The sequence below is a fragment of the Amycolatopsis sp. PSD-21 genome (assembly GCF_055561455.1).
Map to the genome: position 1 here is coordinate 8,124,776 of NZ_CM145712.1, position 15,505 is coordinate 8,140,280.

The 15,505-nt window shown below is 68.3% G+C and carries 13 protein-coding genes; 11 read left to right on the forward strand and 2 right to left on the reverse strand.

Going from position 1 to position 15,505, the window contains the following annotated elements; all coding sequences use genetic code 11:
• Positions 1–18: 18 nt before the first annotated feature.
• From ACZ1DY_RS38205 to ACZ1DY_RS38220, 4 genes are read left to right on the forward strand one after another with little or no spacing between them, the layout of a single operon-like run.
• Positions 19–1,389 carry a condensation domain-containing protein gene (locus ACZ1DY_RS38205; protein WP_465482551.1) on the forward strand — a complete coding sequence of 457 codons (1,371 nt, stop codon included), beginning with the start codon at positions 19–21 and terminating at the stop codon, positions 1,387–1,389.
• On the forward strand, positions 1,386–2,945 hold the full coding sequence (locus tag ACZ1DY_RS38210; protein WP_465482552.1) for a 4-hydroxyphenylacetate 3-hydroxylase family protein: 1,560 nt from the start codon (positions 1,386–1,388) through the stop codon (positions 2,943–2,945). The genes ACZ1DY_RS38205 and ACZ1DY_RS38210 overlap by 4 nt, the downstream gene beginning before the upstream one ends.
• Before the next feature lie 44 nt (positions 2,946–2,989).
• Positions 2,990–4,600: an MFS transporter gene (locus ACZ1DY_RS38215; RefSeq protein WP_192743611.1), complete on the forward strand. Its 1,611-nt coding sequence runs from the start codon at positions 2,990–2,992 to the stop codon at positions 4,598–4,600.
• 23 nt (positions 4,601–4,623) lie between these two features.
• Entirely contained in the window at positions 4,624–4,911 is a 288-nt protein-coding gene (locus ACZ1DY_RS38220) for a putative quinol monooxygenase (protein ID WP_192743612.1), read from the forward strand.
• A gap of 58 nt (positions 4,912–4,969) precedes the next feature.
• Here the strand turns inward: ACZ1DY_RS38220 and ACZ1DY_RS38225 are convergent, their stop codons facing one another.
• Entirely contained in the window at positions 4,970–5,656 is a 687-nt protein-coding gene (locus ACZ1DY_RS38225) for a DUF899 domain-containing protein (RefSeq protein ID WP_192743613.1), read from the reverse strand.
• A 204-nt stretch (positions 5,657–5,860) separates the two neighbouring features.
• Between ACZ1DY_RS38225 and ACZ1DY_RS38230 the strand changes: the two genes are divergently transcribed.
• Entirely contained in the window at positions 5,861–6,781 is a 921-nt protein-coding gene (locus ACZ1DY_RS38230) for a VOC family protein (RefSeq protein ID WP_257484204.1), read from the forward strand.
• An 899-nt stretch (positions 6,782–7,680) separates the two neighbouring features.
• Here the strand turns inward: ACZ1DY_RS38230 and ACZ1DY_RS38235 are convergent.
• On the reverse strand, positions 7,681–8,862 hold the full coding sequence (locus tag ACZ1DY_RS38235) for an epoxide hydrolase family protein (protein ID WP_257484203.1): 1,182 nt from the start codon (positions 8,860–8,862) through the stop codon (positions 7,681–7,683).
• Between the two features lie 229 nt (positions 8,863–9,091).
• On the opposite strand from ACZ1DY_RS38235, the gene ACZ1DY_RS38240 reads away from it, so the two are divergent.
• Genes ACZ1DY_RS38240 through trpD form a run of 6 tightly spaced genes read left to right on the forward strand, consistent with a single transcriptional unit; the run spans position 9,092 to position 15,471 of the window.
• On the forward strand, positions 9,092–9,874 hold the full coding sequence (locus ACZ1DY_RS38240; RefSeq protein ID WP_257484202.1) for an alpha/beta fold hydrolase: 783 nt from the start codon (positions 9,092–9,094) through the stop codon (positions 9,872–9,874).
• Positions 9,875–9,925: 51 nt separating this feature from the next.
• On the forward strand, positions 9,926–11,317 hold the full coding sequence (locus ACZ1DY_RS38245; protein WP_257484201.1) for an FAD-dependent oxidoreductase: 1,392 nt from the start codon (positions 9,926–9,928) through the stop codon (positions 11,315–11,317).
• Positions 11,314–12,078 carry a tryptophan 2,3-dioxygenase gene (locus ACZ1DY_RS38250; RefSeq protein ID WP_257484200.1) on the forward strand — a complete coding sequence of 255 codons (765 nt, stop codon included), beginning with the start codon at positions 11,314–11,316 and terminating at the stop codon, positions 12,076–12,078. The genes ACZ1DY_RS38245 and ACZ1DY_RS38250 overlap by 4 nt, the downstream gene beginning before the upstream one ends.
• Before the next feature lie 51 nt (positions 12,079–12,129).
• A complete protein-coding gene (locus tag ACZ1DY_RS38255; RefSeq protein ID WP_465482553.1) occupies positions 12,130–13,443 on the forward strand; it encodes a tryptophan 2,3-dioxygenase in 1,314 nt (437 codons plus the stop codon).
• A complete protein-coding gene (locus tag ACZ1DY_RS38260) occupies positions 13,427–14,422 on the forward strand; it encodes a methyltransferase (protein ID WP_465482554.1) in 996 nt (331 codons plus the stop codon). The genes ACZ1DY_RS38255 and ACZ1DY_RS38260 overlap by 17 nt, the downstream gene beginning before the upstream one ends.
• Positions 14,419–15,471, forward strand: coding sequence for an anthranilate phosphoribosyltransferase (gene trpD / locus ACZ1DY_RS38265; RefSeq protein WP_465482555.1), 1,053 nt, complete (start codon positions 14,419–14,421; stop codon positions 15,469–15,471). The genes ACZ1DY_RS38260 and trpD overlap by 4 nt, the downstream gene beginning before the upstream one ends.
• Positions 15,472–15,505 lie beyond the last annotated feature (34 nt).

Below are 15,505 nucleotides of genomic sequence, written 5' to 3' on the forward strand. Positions count from 1 at the left end.
CTCGAGGAGGTTCACGAAATGTCCGAAGTGGACGAAGCGGCATCGCGCCGCTACCCGCTCTCCCACACGCAGGAGTTCCTCTGCGGTTTCGACGACAACGTCGATGCCGACGAAGGACCGTTCGGCCCGCGGTATCACAACGTCCGCGGCTGGCGGCTGCTCGGCTCGGTCGACATCGACCTGCTTCGTGCGGCGCTCGGCGACGTGGTGACCCGGCACGAGGCGCTGCGCACCGTGATCAACCGGCCCTCCACCGACCGGTATCAGGAGGTCCGCCCGCCCTCGCCCCCCGGGCTTGAGGTGGTCGACGTCCCCGAAACCGGGTCGGAACACCGCGTCGAAGAGTTCCTCGGCGTCGTGGAAGCGGGGACGATCTCCGCCGTCCATCCGCCGTTGCTGCGGGCGGTGCTGGGCAGGCTGTCCGACGAGGAATCCCTCTTCGTTCTCGTCGGGCATCACATCGGCACCGACGGCTGGTCGATGCGGCTGCTGATGCGGGACATCGCCGAGTACTACGGCGCGCGGGCCGAAGGACGCGAGGCCCGGCTTCCCGAGGTGCGCCAGTACCGGGAGTTCGGTGTCGCGCAACGGGAAGCGAGCAGTTCGCCGGCACACGAGCGGGCCCGCGCGTACTGGCGGGACAAGCTGCGTGACGCGCGTCTGCTCGGCCTGCCCGCGGACGCCGCCGTCGTTCCCGGCCCGGACAAGGTGACTTCGACCTTCCGATTCGTGCTGGATCCCGGGTTGACCGACGCCACCGTGCGCCTCGCCAGGAGTTCCCGCGCGTCGGCGTTCATGGTGTTGCAGACCGCCTACAACGTCCTGGTCGCGCGCCGGACTTCGGCGACGGACATCGTCGTGCCGACCATCACCTCCGGCAGGCTCGACGAACGCTTCGAGGAGACCGTCGGCCCGTTCTTCAACTTCTTGCCGCTGCGGACCGATCTCGAAGGCTGCGTGACCCTGCGCGACGTCCTCCAGCGCACCCGGGCCACGTGCATCGAGGCGCAGGTGAACGACATTCCCTTCGCCCATCTCGTCGGCGAGGCCCCCGAGCTGCCGAGCACCTTCGCCACCCCGGGGGTCGCCGTCAGCGCGTTGCAGGTGTTCCAGCACCCGTTCGGCGCCGACGGCGAGCTCGGCGCCACCGCGAAGTACGCCGAGGTACGGCACCGCGTTCTCGGCCAGGCGATCTCCTCCGACATCCCCAACGGGATGCTCTGGACGCTCGACGTCGACGCGGAGCACGGGATCTTCGGCATCGTGAAGTACGACCGGCAGGAGTTCCGGGAGGACACCGTCGCCGGCCTGGTCGAGGAGTTCCGCGCGATTCTGTCCACTGTGGTCACCGATGCCGACACCCCGCTCTCGGTGGAAGAGGCGCGATGAGCACCGGACCCGCCCCCCGGAAGACCCGCCCGTTGACCGGGGACGAGTACCTCGAATCGCTGCGGGACGGCCGTGAGGTCTTCCTCTACGGCGACCGGGTCAAGGACGTCACCCGGCATCCGGCCTTCGCCAACCCGGCGAGGATGACGGCGCGGCTCTACGACGCGCTGCACGATCCGGAACGCCAGGCGACGCTGACCGCGCCGACCGACACCGGGAGCGACGGGTTCACCCACCGGTTCTTCCGCACTCCGCGCAGTGCCGAGGACCTGGTCGCGGACCAGGCCGCGATCGCGGGCTGGGCCCGGATCAGCTACGGCTGGATGACCAGGACACCGGACTACAAGGCGTCGTTCCTCGGCACCCTCGGGGCCAACGCCGACTTCTACGCGCCGTTCACCGGGAACGCCGATCGCTGGTACCGGGAAACCCAGGAGAAGGTGCTGTTCTGGAACCACGCCTTCGTGCACCCGCCGATCGATCGCAGCAAGCCGCCGGACGAGATCGGCGACGTGGTCGTCCACGTGGAGAAAGAGACCGACGCGGGTGTCGTGATCAGTGGCGCGAAGGTCGTCGCCACCGCTTCGGCGATGACCCACTACAACTTCATCGCGAACCAGGGCATGCCGGTCAAGGACAAGCGGTTCGCGCTCGTCGCGACGGTGCCGATGGACGCGCCCGGTGTGAAGCTGATCTGCCGCACCTCCTACGCCGCGACCGCGGCGGTGATGGGCAGTCCCTTCGACTATCCCTTGTCCGCGCGAATGGACGAGAACGACAGCATCCTCGTCTTCGACAAGGTGCTCGTACCGTGGGAGAACGTCTTCGTCTACGGGAACATCGGCAAGATGCAGATGTTCACCGGCCATTCCGGGTTCAACGAACGCGCGATGTTCCAGGGCTGTACCCGGCTCGCGGTGAAGCTGGAGTTCCTGGCGGGCTTGCTCTTCGAAGCGCTGGAACTGACCGGCTCCAAGGACTTCCGCGGCGTGCAGACCAGACTCGGCGAGGTGCTGGCGTGGCGGACCTTGTTCCAGGGCTTGTCCGACGCGGCGGCCCGCAACCCGGTGCCCTGGAAGAACGGCGCGGTCCTGCCGAACCCCCAGTACGGGATGGCGTACCGCTGGTTCATGCAGCTGGGCTATTCCCGCATCAAGGAGATCGTGATGCAGGACGTCGCCAGCGGCCTGATCTATCTCAATTCCAGTGCCGACGATTTCCGCAATCCGGAGATCCGCGGTTATCTCGACCGGTACGTCCGCGGTTCGAACGGAACCGATTCGGTGGCCAGGGTCAAGGTGATGAAGCTGCTCTGGGACGCCATCGGCTCGGAATTCGGTGGCAGGCACGAACTGTACGAGCGCAACTACTCGGGAAACCATGAGAACACCCGGATCGAACTCATGATGTCTCAGGTCGTCTCGGGGCAGGTCGACGGGTACAAGGACTTCGTCCGCGAGTGCTTGGCCGAATACGACCTGGACGGCTGGACCGCTCCGGATCTCTCCTCCTTCGACGAGCTGAGAAGGACGAGCGGCGATTTTCTCCAGCGGTGATCAACTGATCGTCGCCGGGCCGTGCCCCAGAGAAAGGAAGGTTGATGGACGCAACAACAACGACGGGCAATGCGCCCGTCCTGGCAGGGCGGAAGGAATGGTTCGGGCTGTTCCTGCTCGCACTGCCGACCCTGCTGATGTCGGTGGACTTGAGCGTCTTGGTGCTCGCGACCCCGCACATCACGGCGGATCTCGCGCCGAGCAGCACCGAACAGCTGTGGATCCTGGACATCTACGGTTTCCTGCTGGCGGGCTTCCTGCCCACCATGGGCGCGCTGGGTGACCGGATCGGCAGGCGCAAGATCCTGATGATCGGCGCCGCGGCGTTCGGGATCGCGTCACTCCTGGCGGCGTTCTCGACCAGCAGTGAGATGCTGATCGTGTCCAGGGCGCTGCTCGGCATCGCGGGCGCCACCTTCGCACCCTCGTCTCTGGCGTTGCTGAGCAACATCTTCCAGCACCCGAAGCAGCGATCCGCCGCCATCGGGATCTGGATGGCCTGTTTCATGGGCGGTTCGGTGCTGGGTCCCATCGTCGGCGGTCTGATGCTGTCGGGCTTCTGGTGGGGTTCGGTGTTCCTCCTCGCCGTGCCGGTGGTCCTGCTGGTGCTCGTCGCCGGCGGTTCGGTGCTGCCGGAGTTCAAGGCACCCGGCGGGCGGAAGATCGACCTCGGCAGCGTTCTGCTCTCGCTGCTCACGATCCTGCCGCTCATCTACGGCATCACCGAGGTCGCCCGTGAGGGCTGGAAGCCGCTGCTGGTCGGGTCGATGGTCGTCGGCCTGGTCTTCGGGGCGTTGTTCATCGTCCGGCAGAAGAGGCTGGACGACCCGATGATCGACCTCGGGCTGTTCTCCCACCGGGTGTTCCGCTCGTCGTTCATCCTGAGCATCGGCGGTGGCGCCATCCAGGGTGGCGGACTGCTGATGGTGAGCCTCTACCTGCAGACCGTGGTCGGGCTTTCCCCGCTGGCCGCCGGTCTCTGGCTGGTGCCCACCGGCTTCGCCATGGTGGTCGCCATCATGCTCGGCGGCGGGATCGGGCGACAGGTCCGGCCCGCGTACGTGATGAGCGTCGGCCTGCTGGTCGCGGCCATCGGCTACGGCCTGCTCACGCAGGTTTCGTCCGTCGACGGCCTGACGCTCACGGTGATCGGGTTCGCGCTGGCGATGGCGGGCATCGGCCCGGGCACCGCGCTCGGCTACGAGCTCATGATGGGCAACACGCCACCGGAGAAGATCGGCGCGGCGTCGGCGTCCATGGAGATGGGCGGGCAATTCGGTGTGGCGGCGGGTATCGCGCTGTTCGGCACCGTCGGGACCGCGGTGTACACCAGCCAGGTCGTCGTGCCCCCGGGTGCGGACGCGGCGAAGGAAAGCGTCACCAACGCCCTCGCCGTCGCGCCGGGACTCGGTGAACCCGCGGGTTCGCAACTGCTCGAATCGGCGAGGAGCGCGTTCACCAGTGGGCTGAACATCGTCGCGCTCGTCGGCGCGGTGCTGTTCGTTCTTTTGGCTACCCTGTGCATCAAGTCGTTCCGCCAGATTCCGCCGCTTTCGCACCAGAGCGCCGGCGGTGGGCAGGATGTCGCACCGGACGCGAAAGACACCGCCACCCGGGAAGACTCCGAAGCCGAGACCGTTTCGGCCAAGGATTGAAAAGTTCTACGAAAGGACAGAAAATGATCATCGTCGCTGGATACTTCCAGATCGACGCCGCCGATCGGGACAAGTACGTCAAGCTGCACGAGGACGTCATCTCACGGGCCCGGAAGTTCGAAGGATGCCTGGACTTCGCCATCACGGCGGACGCGGTGGACCCCGAGCGCGTGAACCTGTTCGAGCGCTGGGAATCCGACGAGGTGCTGAACTCCTGGCGCGCGGTCGCCAACCCGCCGGAGCAGTTCACCGAGATCAAGGGCGGTGACCTGGCGAAGTTCGAGATCGCCAGCGTCGGCTCGCCGTACTGATCGACCACGACGAAAGGGCCGTACCCGGCAGCCATCCGGGTACGGCCCTTTCGGTCTTTCAGCTCGCGGCGTGTTCGCACACCCCGCACCGGTCGGCGTTCTCGTAACGGTCGTGGTGGCGGACCCATTCCTGGGTGAAGCCGAGTCCCTCTTCCTGACGGCCGAGCGGTGTCAGGTCGAGGTAGTTGTAGGTGGTGTTCAGCAGGTCGCTGCCGCGGCCGTGGGTCGAATACGCGTACTGGATCGTTTCGCCTTCACGGACGAAGGCGCTGATCCCGGGCGGCTGGACGCCGCTGCCGAGCGAAACGTGGAAGTCCTGATAGAAATCCGAGCCGAGCGACGAGACCCAGGGCACCGTCCAGCCCATGCGTTCCTTGAACGGCTGGATCTTCTCCAGCGGAGCCGGGCAGTCGATGATCAGCGTGGTGTCGCGGGCGTGCAGATGCGCGAGGTGCCCGATGTTGTCGATCCAGAAGGAGCAGCTCGTGCAGAACTCCTCACTGGGCCCCAGCATCATGAAGTGGTAGACGATGAGCTGCCGCCTGCCCTCGAAGAGGTCGGAGAACGAGAGCTCGCCCCGTTCCGGATCCTGGAACGTGTAGTCCTTCTCGACCAGGATCCGGGGCAGCGCGCGACGCTGCGCGTTGATCTCGTCACGCGCCTTGGTCAATTCTTTTTCCTTGGCGAGGAACGCGGCGCGAGCTGCTGTCCATTCCTCTCGGGAGACGACTTCGGAGGCGGTCACTGCTGCATCCTCACTCTCGGCGAACATTCCCGTGTTTTCATCCGATATTAGCTCGCCGGAGACAGCTCGTCCTACTCCGTGTTTGCCACGAGAGGGCGCTTATCCTGGATTGTCACACCTTTCACGAGCACCCGGAACGCGTATTCACTCCGGTATTCTGACCAGTGGGAACCGTCCGTGCCGGAGGCGAAAGGGAGCTGCCGCGTGACATTGCACAGGCTGGGATCGGTCACCATCGGGGTGCCCAATCTCGCGGAGACCTCCACCTACTACGACGACTTCGGCCTTGCCAGGGAAGAGGACGGCTGGTACTCCACTGTGGACGGTGGACGTCAGCTGCGGCTGGTGCCGTCCAGGTTCCGGCGACTGGCGGGGATGACCGTCTCCGTCGACGACGAGGACGACCTCGGCCGGGCCGAGGCGAACCTGGAGCGGATCGGCGCCGCCCACCGCCGAGTGCCAGGCGGGCTGGTCGGCACCGACCCGGCCACCGGGACCGAGGTGACGCTGAAGATCGAGCCGCGGATCCGGCAGACCGCCGGCGCCCCGACGCCGTACAACGCCAACGGGCGGATCGAACGACCGGGAACGCGAGCGCCCGGCGTGCTGCGCGACGACCGGGTGCGGCCGAAGCGGCTCGGGCACGTGGTCCTCGGTTCGACCGATTTCGCGATCTCCCAGAAGTTCTTCGTCGAAGGCATCGGCTTCAAGGTCAGCGACCTGATCCGGAACGCGGGCGCGTTCCTGAGGTGCACGACGGAGCACCACAATCTGCTGCTCCTGCGTTCCCCGGTGACCTACCTGCACCACACCGGCTGGCAGGTCGACGACGTCGACGAGGTCGGCCGCGGCGCGACGTCGATGCTGGAGGACCATCCGGAACGGCACGTCTGGGGCCTCGGGCGGCATCACGTCGGGTCCAACTTCTTCTGGTACCTCAAGGATCCCGCCGGCAACTTCAGCGAGTACTACAGCGACACGGACTGCATCCTCGACGACGAGCTGTGGAAGCCGGAGGTGTTCGAGGGCGCGCTGAGCTTCTTCAGCTGGGGCACTCCGCCGCCGCCGTCGTTCCTCGCGCCGGAGGACCTCGCCGCGCTGATGATGGGCGCGGAAGACGCCTGAGCTCGGTCGTGGGTCACTTGGGTCGTTCTCCGCGGGCGGCTTCCCGCTGCGCCGGGTCGGTGAGCGTGTCCCGCCCTGACGATCCGGGTAGCCCGGGGGCAGGTCGAACAGGGTGCGGTCAAGTCTCGTGTCGAGCGGGTTTTCCGGGCCTTCGCGGCGCGGCCTGGACTGACCCGGGGGAGTCGATCGCGACCCCGACTGTCCATAAGGGACGCGATTTCTCACTGTTTCGGGTGCTTTGCGCGGCTTCCGCGTGGGGTCGTGGGGTCGTGAGTGGTGAGGACGGTTGGAGCGGACCGGCATTCACATACCCACCGCTGACCTGCGCGTGGGTGGTGCGGGATCGTGCCGGCCCGGCAGCCCTGGGTATTCAGATGACCCGCTGCGCTGTGTCGCGAAAGCCACTTTCCTGGGTATTCAGATGACTCGCTGCGCTGTGTCGCGAAAGCCACTTTCCTGGGTATTCAGGTGACCCGCTGCGCTGTGTCGCGAAAGCCACTTTCGGGACGTCTGGTGTCCCGAAAGTGGCTTTCGCGACGCTCGATGCCACCGGGACCGCTGGGGCCACTGGGTCGGGATGCTCGTGTCGTGAAAGCCACTTTCGCAACGTTGAAGGTTGCGAAAGTGGCTTTCGCAACCTGCGCCGGACTGATCAAGGCAGTGCCGTGCACGTCCGGTGTCAGACGACGCGACGGACCCGGCAGGTAGGTGAACGCGAGTCCGCCAGAACCCGAAACGCCACTCACGATCCCACGCGCAACGGTTCATACGGGCATGAACCCGGCACTCGATCGCCGCTTTGTGTCCCCTGTGGACGATCCGCCCGCCGGGGCCGCATACGAGACGAAGGGCGCTTCCCCCGCATAAGTCGCGGGGAAAGCGCCCTTCGGCCTTCCGGTTCAAGCGGCCCGCGCGTCCCGTCCGGCCCCGGCCACGAGCTTCCGCGTGAACTCCCGCAGATCGGCCACGAGCAGATCCGGTTGCTCCAGCGCCGCGAAGTGCCCGCCCCGGTCGTGCTCGGTCCAGTGCGTGATGCTGGGGATGTCGCGTTCCGCGAGGCGGCGCACCGGCACGAAGATGTCGCGGGGGAACACCGCGACCCCGACCGGCACCGGTACCGGGGGCGGCACCGCGCCGCTCGCGGCCTGGCGGACGGCGTCCGCGCCCTCGTAGTAGAACTGGGCGGACGAGCCGGCGGTGGCCGTCAGCCAGTACAGCGTCACACCCGTCAGGATGTGGTCCCTGGCGACAGCGTCCTCGGGGAGCTCCGCCGAATCGGTCCACTCACGGAACTTCTCCACGATCCAGGCCAGCTGGCCGACGGGCGAGTCGGTGAGGGCGTAGGCGATCGTCTGCGGCCGGGTCGCCTGCACCTTCATGTAGCCCGAGAGTTCGGTGTCGAACCGGCCGAGCCCGGCCAGTCGCGCGCCGTCGGCTTCGGAGATGCCTTCGAGTTCCGCGGGGTCGCCCGACGGGAAGGTCATCAACATGTTCACGTGCACGCCGAGCACGTGTTCGGGGTCGATCATTCCCAGTACCAAGGAAATCGGCGAACCGGCGTCACCGCCTTGCGCGACGTAGCGGTCGTATCCGAGGCGTGCCATGAGTTCCCGCCAGGCGCCCGCGATCCTCGGCACGTCCCAGCCGGGCTCGCGCAGCGTGGAGAACCCGTAGCCGGGGATGGACGGAACGACCACGTGGTAGGCGATCGAGGGATCCAGTCCGTGCGCGCGCGGGTCGGCCAGCGGCCCGATGACGTCGAGGAACTCGGCGAACGAACCGGGCCAGCCGTGCGTCAGCACGAGCGGGGTCGCGTCCGGTTCGGGTGACCGGACGTGCAGGAAGTGCACGTCCTCGCCGTCGATCTCGGTGATGAACTGCGGGAACTCGTTGATCCTCGCTTCCACCGCGCGCCAGTCGAACTCCTCCGCCCAGTACTCCGCCAGCTCGCGCAGATAGCCGAGCGGGACACCGCGATCCCAGCCGACGCCGGGAAGTTCGTCGGGCCAGCGGGTCTGCCCGATCCGGCGACGCAGATCCGCCAGGTCGGCCTCCGGCACTGCGAGGCGGAAGGGCTTCATAACGACTCCGATCATCGAAAACGACAGTGCTCCCCCGGCGAGCACGCTAACCCTCCGGCACGGCCGGGCACGTCTTCTCGGCTGCGTGCCCGGACCGGGAACCACCAAGCAGTCGGGAAGAAGTCTCCGCGCCGGCGAACATGTGACGATTTCCATCACCGGGATGAAAAATCCGGTGGCGCGGTCGCGGTGCGACGGCGTCCGGGAGACCTCGACCCTTTGGGGAGCCATGGACAAGGTATTTTCGCGCGACGGCACCGCGATCACGGTCCAGCGGATCGGCGCCGGTCATCCCGTGGTCCTGCTCGGCGGAGCGCTCTGCGACCACTGGGCCACCGCGGAACTGGCGGAGCTGCTGGCCCCGAATTTCGAGGTGTTCAACGTCAGCCGCCGCGGCCGCGGGGAAAGTGGCGACACCGCCCCCTACGCGGTCGAGCGCGAACAGGAAGACCTCGAGGCGGTCATCGCCGAGGCCGGCGGCCGGGCCCACGTCTTCGCCCACTGCACCGCGGCGGTGCTGGCCTTCGACGTCGCGTTGCGCGGGGACGGGATCACGAAGCTCGTCGCCTACGAGCCGCCGTACATCCTGGAGGGCTCGCGTGAGCGCCTCGACCAGAAGTACCGGTCCGACCTCGCGGAGCACATCCGCGACGACCGGCCCGGCGACGCCGTCAAGCATTTCATGATCAACGCGGTCGGGTTCAAACCGGACTCGGTCGGCCGCATCGAGCAGTCCGAGGCGTGGCCGCATCTGGTCGGTCTGGCGCACACCCTGCCTTACGACGGCGAGATCATCGGCGACTGCCACGTGCCCGACCGGCTCTCGCGGATCACCGTGCCGACGCTGGGCGTCACGGGCGAGAAAAGCCCGCAGTGGCAACAGGATTCCCTCGCCGAGGTGGTTTCGAGGATCCCCGGGGCGCGTGCGGTGACCCTGCCCGAGGCCGACCACAACCTGGTCGCCGCCTCCGTGGCCCCGTCGGTGATCGAGTTCTTCGGCACGGACGACTGAGCGGCCGTCCCGGCGACCGACCGAATGCAGGACGAACACAGGGAGGCCCTGGTGGGCAAGCAAGTAGGAGAGCGCGCGGTCGTTCTCGGTGGCAGTATGGCCGGTCTGCTGGCCGCCCGGGTCCTGTCGGAGTCCTACGCGGACGTCGTCATCGTCGACCGGGACGAGCTGCACGGTGTGCGGACGGCACGCCGTGGGGTGCCGCAGGGCAGGCACGTGCACGGGCTGCTCGCGAGAGGGCAGCAGATCCTCGACGAACTGTTCGACGGGTTCACCGAAGCCGCTGTCGAGGCCGGTGTCCCCACCGGCGACCTCGGGGAACTTCGCTGGTACTTCAACGGCAGGCGGCTTTCCCCCGCGCACACCGGTTTGGTCTGCGTGTCGGCCGCGCGCCCGGTGCTGGAAGGTCTCGTCCGCGACCGCGTCGAGGCGATCGGCAACGTCCGGCTGCTGGATGGCCACACGGTGCTCGGGCCGATCCTGTCCGAGGACCGCTCGCGGGTCGAGGGCGTCGAGATCCGGGACGGTGCCTCGGGAACCGATCAGCGGCTGGTGGCCGATCTGGTGGTCGACGCGACCGGGCGCGGGTCGCGGACCCCGGCGTGGCTGACCGAACTCGGTTACGCCGCACCGGAAGAGGACCGGGTCAGGATCGACCTGACCTACACGACACGGGTGTACCGGCTGCCGGACGGCGGACCGCTCGGCGACGATCTGTCGATCAACCCGGTGTCCACTCCGTCGCATCCGCGGGGCGCGTTCCTCTCGCGGATCGAGGGCGGCAAGTTCATGGTCTCCCTCACCGGCGTGCTCGGCGACAGCGCGCCCACCGACGAAGCCGGCTTCATGGCGTTCGCGAAGTCGCTCGAAGTCCCCGACGTGTACGACGTCATGAAGGACGCCGAACCGCTCGGCGACGCGGTCGCCTTCCGGTACCCGGCGAGCGTCCGCCGTCACTACGAACGGCTGACCGGGTTCCCGGACGGTCTGCTCGTCGTCGGCGACGCCGTGTGCAGTTTCAACCCGGTCTACGGACAGGGCATGACCGTCGCCGCGCTCACGGCGCTGACCCTGCGGAACCACCTGCGCGAAGGGAAGGCCCCGGAAGCACTGGCCTTCTTCAAGGACATCTCCGCGGAGATCGACGTCCCGTGGCAGATCTCCGCGTCGGGTGACCTGAGTTTCCCCGGTGTCGAAGGGAAACGTCCGGCGCAGGTCCGGATCGCCAACGCCTACATGGGCCGCGTGCAGCGCGCCGCGACCAGGGACGGCCGGGTCACCGGCACCTTCATGCGGGTCGCCGGGCTGGTCGAGCCCGCGACGAGCCTGATGAAGCCCGCCATGATGCTGCGCGTGCTGAGGCAGTCCCGCCGGGTCCCCGCCCCGGTACCCGCGCCCATACCCGTTGCCACCGAAGAGAAATCAGGGAGGCGCGCGGCATGACCGCTGCCGACGAAGCAGCCCACACCGCCTACCGCGGTTATCTCGCCCTCGACGAACTGCTGGAGCTTCAACAGCCCAACACCGGCGAACACGACGAGTTGCTCTTCGTCATCGTGCACCAGGTGCACGAGCTCTGGTTCAAGCAGCTGCTGCACGAGTTCGCCGAGCTCGCGCGGGCGTTCGGGCAAGGCGAGCCGGGAGCGGCGCTGCGGACCATCGGGCGGCTCATCGCGATCGTGCGGGTGACGCTCCGGCAGATCGACGTGCTCGACACGCTCACACCGGGGCAGTTCGTCCGGTTCCGGGACGACCTCGGCGGCAGCGGGTTCTACTCCGCGCAGTTCCGCGAGATCGAGGTCGTCCTCGGCAGGCGTGACCCCGGCGTGTTCGACAAGTTCCCGGAGGGCACGTCCGACCGGGAGCGGCTGATCACCGCGATGACCAGGCCGCCCCTGTTCGACTCGTTCGCCGGCTACCTCACCGCGCAGGGGTTTCCGGTACTGCCCGGCGAATCCCCGGAGACGGCGGCGCCTTCGATCGCGAAGGCGTACCGCGAGGACGGCGTGGTGGCGCAGCTGTGCGAGCGCATGGTCGACCTCGACCAGATCTTCACCGAATGGCGCTACCGGCATTCGACGATGGCCCGGCGCATCATCGGCGACAAGACCGGAACCGGTGGTTCGTCCGGCGCGGTCTATCTGCGCCGTGGCGTGTTCACGCCCTTGTTCCCCGCGCTGTGGGAGGTGCGGAACATCACTTGACGCGCGGTGAAACCCTGCCGTCGATTCCGGACCTGATGAGGGAAAGCACTTATGACACCGCAGAAGGACACCCCGGCCGGCTCGGTAGCCGCTCCGCCCACGACGACCGGGGTCGGCAGGCTCAGCCTCCGGGCCGTCGGCGCGGGCTCCTGGAGACGCTCACCCCGGCTCGCCGTCGAACTCCTCGACCGTTGGTCCGCGCGGACCTCCGGGCCGGTGGCGGAGGGAACCTCGGGATTCCCCTTCGAGGCCGTGCTCGGGCATTTCCAGGCGGTCGGCCGCAACCAGGCCGATCCGGACCTGATCGAGAGACTCCGTGTCCTCGCCGGATCGCTCCCCCCGCCGCGCACGGTCCACGACCGGATCCTGGCGAACTGGCTGCCCGGCACCTTCGACCACGAGGACGGGAACTACGACTCCTACGCCGCGATCCCGCTCCTGGAGGAACTCGCCGGCGCGGACGGGCCGGACCGGATCGACGCCGGGCTCGACGGCTTGATCGTCGCGCTGCTGGCCGATCTCCTGCGGTTCGAAGCGACCGGGCTGCGGGCGAACCCGAACGCGGCCAAGCAGCGGGCGCGGACCCAGGCCACGTTCCGCGCGCTCGTCAGGGCGGGGGAGATCGCTCCGCTCGCGGAGGATCTGCTCCGCTCCATCCCATCGAGCGGTACCGCGTGGGGCGACCGGGAACTCGCGGCGGCGGACGCGGTGCTCACCCGGGTCGCGGAGCCGGTGCGGCACGCGGTGCGGATCGCCATGCTGCCGACCACGAACAGGCACGACGAGGTCATGTTCATCCGCAGTGTGCAGGTCTTCGAGCTGCTCTATCGCAGGATCGCGCGCGGTCTCGAGCGCGCGGTGTCCTTTGTGGATGGTGGGGAACCGGCGGCCGCGATCGGCGAGGTCACCGAAGCGGCGGACAAGGTCGCCGCGACCACGCTGCTCTATCGCGTGCTGACGACCATGCCGCGGGAAAGCTTCGCCGAGATCCGCGCGAACACGAGTGGCCGCAGCGCGATCCAGTCCAGAGCCTACCGCGAGATCGAACTACGCGGGGCGCCGATCCCGCCGAATCCGCAGGCACCACCGCTCTCCCTGGAAGGCGTTTCCCTGCAAGAGGTCTTCACAGCCATGCCCGACGGACCCGCCGCGACCGCACTGGCGGCGGCGATGCGAAACCTCGACGACGCCTGGCGCGGCATGAAGAGAACCCACTGGGGCATCACGCTGAAGATCATCGGCCAGGTGCCGGGCACCGGGGGCACCAGCGGGGCGGACTACCTCCGGATCGCGGCCGATCAGCCGCTGTTCCCCGTACTCCATCCCGGCACCGGCGAACAGGACGGAGGTGTCCGCATTGCTTGACAACGACGAAGCGAACAGCCTGCTGCGGCGGAAGATCATGGGTTACATCGTTTCGCAGGCGATCTTCGCGGTGACCCGGGCGGACGTCGTCGAGCACCTCGGCGACGACGCGCTCCCGGTCGAGGTCATCGCGGCCAAGGCCGGGGTCGATCGCGACGCGCTGACCCGGTTCCTCCGGGTGCTCGTCGCCGAAGGTCTCTTCACCGAGGAGCCGAGAGGCACCTTCGCCGTCACCGGGCTCGGTTCGCTGCTGCGTGAGGAAACCCCCGGCTCGCTGAGACATCTGGCGACGCTGATGGACAACGAGGCGTACCAGGCCTGGTCCGCGGCGGAACACAGCCTGCGCACCGGCGAGGCCGGTTTCGACAAGGTGTTCGGCAAGCCGATGTTCGACTGGCACGGCGAGCGCCCGGCCGAGGCGGCGGCCTTCGACCGGGCACAGGCGGGCCTGGTCACCTTGCGGATGCTGCCGCTCCACGAATGGGACTGGAGCGGCGTCGGAAGCGTGATCGACGTCGGAGGCGGCAACGGCACGCTCGTCGACGGGCTGCTCGCCCGCCATCCGCGTCTGCGTGGCACCGTCTTCGACCAGCCGCACGTCGTCGGGCCGACGACGACGTCCGGCCGCCGCCAGGCGATCGGCGGCGACTTCTTCGAGCGCGTCCCGCCCGGCGGGGACGTGTACGTGCTCGCGCAGATCCTGCACGACTGGGACGACGCCGACGCGACCCGGATCCTGCGGCGGGTCGCGGAGGCCATGACACCCGGCTCGCGGCTGCTGATCCTGGAGCAGGTCGTCCCCGACGGCGCCGAACCCCATCCGGCGAAGCTGCTCGATCTGCACATGCTCGTGCTGCTCGGCGGCCGGGAACGGACCGAGAGCCACTGGCGGGAACTGCTCGGCGGCGCGGGTTTCGAGATCTCTCGTGTCACCGGCTCGTCCCGTTCTTCCCTCATCGAGGCCAGGGTGGCGCAATGACGACGGCCGGACGGGACTTCACGGAGCTCACCAAGCGGCTGCTCGACGGGACCGATCTGTCCACTTCGGACGCCGCGTGGGTGATCGACGCGGTGATGGCCGGCGACGTCACCCCCGTCCGCCTCGCCGGTTTCGCGGTCGCCCTGCGCGCGAAGGGCGAAACGGCGGCCGAGGTCGCGGCGCTGGCGGAACGGACCGTGTCCCACGCGCCCCCGGTGCGCCTGAGCCGTCCGGCGGTGGACATCGTCGGTACCGGCGGTGACGGTTCCGGTTCGGTGAACATCTCCACCATGGCGGCGATCGTCGTCGCCGCGACCGGCGCGGACGTGGCGAAGGTCGGCAACCGGAGCGCGTCGTCGTCCTCCGGTTCGGCGGACGTGCTGGAGGCGCTGGGCGTCGCGGTCGATCTGCCGCCGGACGGGGTGGAACGGTGCCTCGCCGAGCTCGGCATCGGATTCTGCTTCGGGCCGTCGTTCTATCCGGGCCTCCGGCACATCGGCCCGGCACGCCGCGAACTCGCCGTTCCGACCACGTTCAACCTGCTGGGCCCGCTGTCGAATCCGGCTCGACCGGACGCCGCCCTCGTCGGCTGCGCCTTCGCCGGGCAGACGAAGACACTCGCCGAGGCCTTCGCCCGGCGCGGGACACGCGCCCTGGTCGTCCGCGGCGACGACGGGCTCGACGAGTTCACCACGGCGACCACGAGTCAGGTCTGGGTCGCCTCCGGGGGAACGGTGCGACGGCACGAGTTCGATCCCTCTTCGGTGGGGATCCCGCTTTCCGCGTCCGGCGCGTTGCGTGGCGGCGGTCCCGCGGAGAACGCGGCGATCGCGCTGGAGACCTTGGGCGGCAAGCGAGGTCCCGTCCGGGACGCCGTGCTGCTCAACGCGGCCGCGGCCTTGGCCGCCCATCACGGTTTCGGCGAGTCGCTGGCCACCGATATCCGGCGTCGGCTCGCCGACGCGGAGCACGCGATCGACTCCGGCGCGGCGGAATCCCTACTGCGCGCCTGGGCGAAGCTTTCCAGCGCCATCGCCGGCCCGCGGTGAATCCGGCAATCAACGAGAAGATCCAGTACCGCGG

Coding starts and splice junctions, on each gene's coding strand:
- ACZ1DY_RS38205 (WP_465482551.1), top strand. CDS start 19: ATGTCCGAAGTGGACGAAGCGGCATCGCGCCGCTACCCGCTCTCCCAC.
- ACZ1DY_RS38240 (WP_257484202.1), top strand. CDS start 9,092: ATGGACAAGGTATTTTCGCGCGACGGCACCGCGATCACGGTCCAGCGG.
- ACZ1DY_RS38215 (WP_192743611.1), top strand. CDS start 2,990: ATGGACGCAACAACAACGACGGGCAATGCGCCCGTCCTGGCAGGGCGG.
- ACZ1DY_RS38255 (WP_465482553.1), top strand. CDS start 12,130: ATGACACCGCAGAAGGACACCCCGGCCGGCTCGGTAGCCGCTCCGCCC.
- ACZ1DY_RS38220 (WP_192743612.1), top strand. CDS start 4,624: ATGATCATCGTCGCTGGATACTTCCAGATCGACGCCGCCGATCGGGAC.
- trpD (WP_465482555.1), top strand. CDS start 14,419: ATGACGACGGCCGGACGGGACTTCACGGAGCTCACCAAGCGGCTGCTC.
- ACZ1DY_RS38210 (WP_465482552.1), top strand. CDS start 1,386: ATGAGCACCGGACCCGCCCCCCGGAAGACCCGCCCGTTGACCGGGGAC.
- ACZ1DY_RS38250 (WP_257484200.1), top strand. CDS start 11,314: ATGACCGCTGCCGACGAAGCAGCCCACACCGCCTACCGCGGTTATCTC.
- ACZ1DY_RS38235 (WP_257484203.1), bottom strand. CDS start 8,862: ATGAAGCCCTTCCGCCTCGCAGTGCCGGAGGCCGACCTGGCGGATCTG.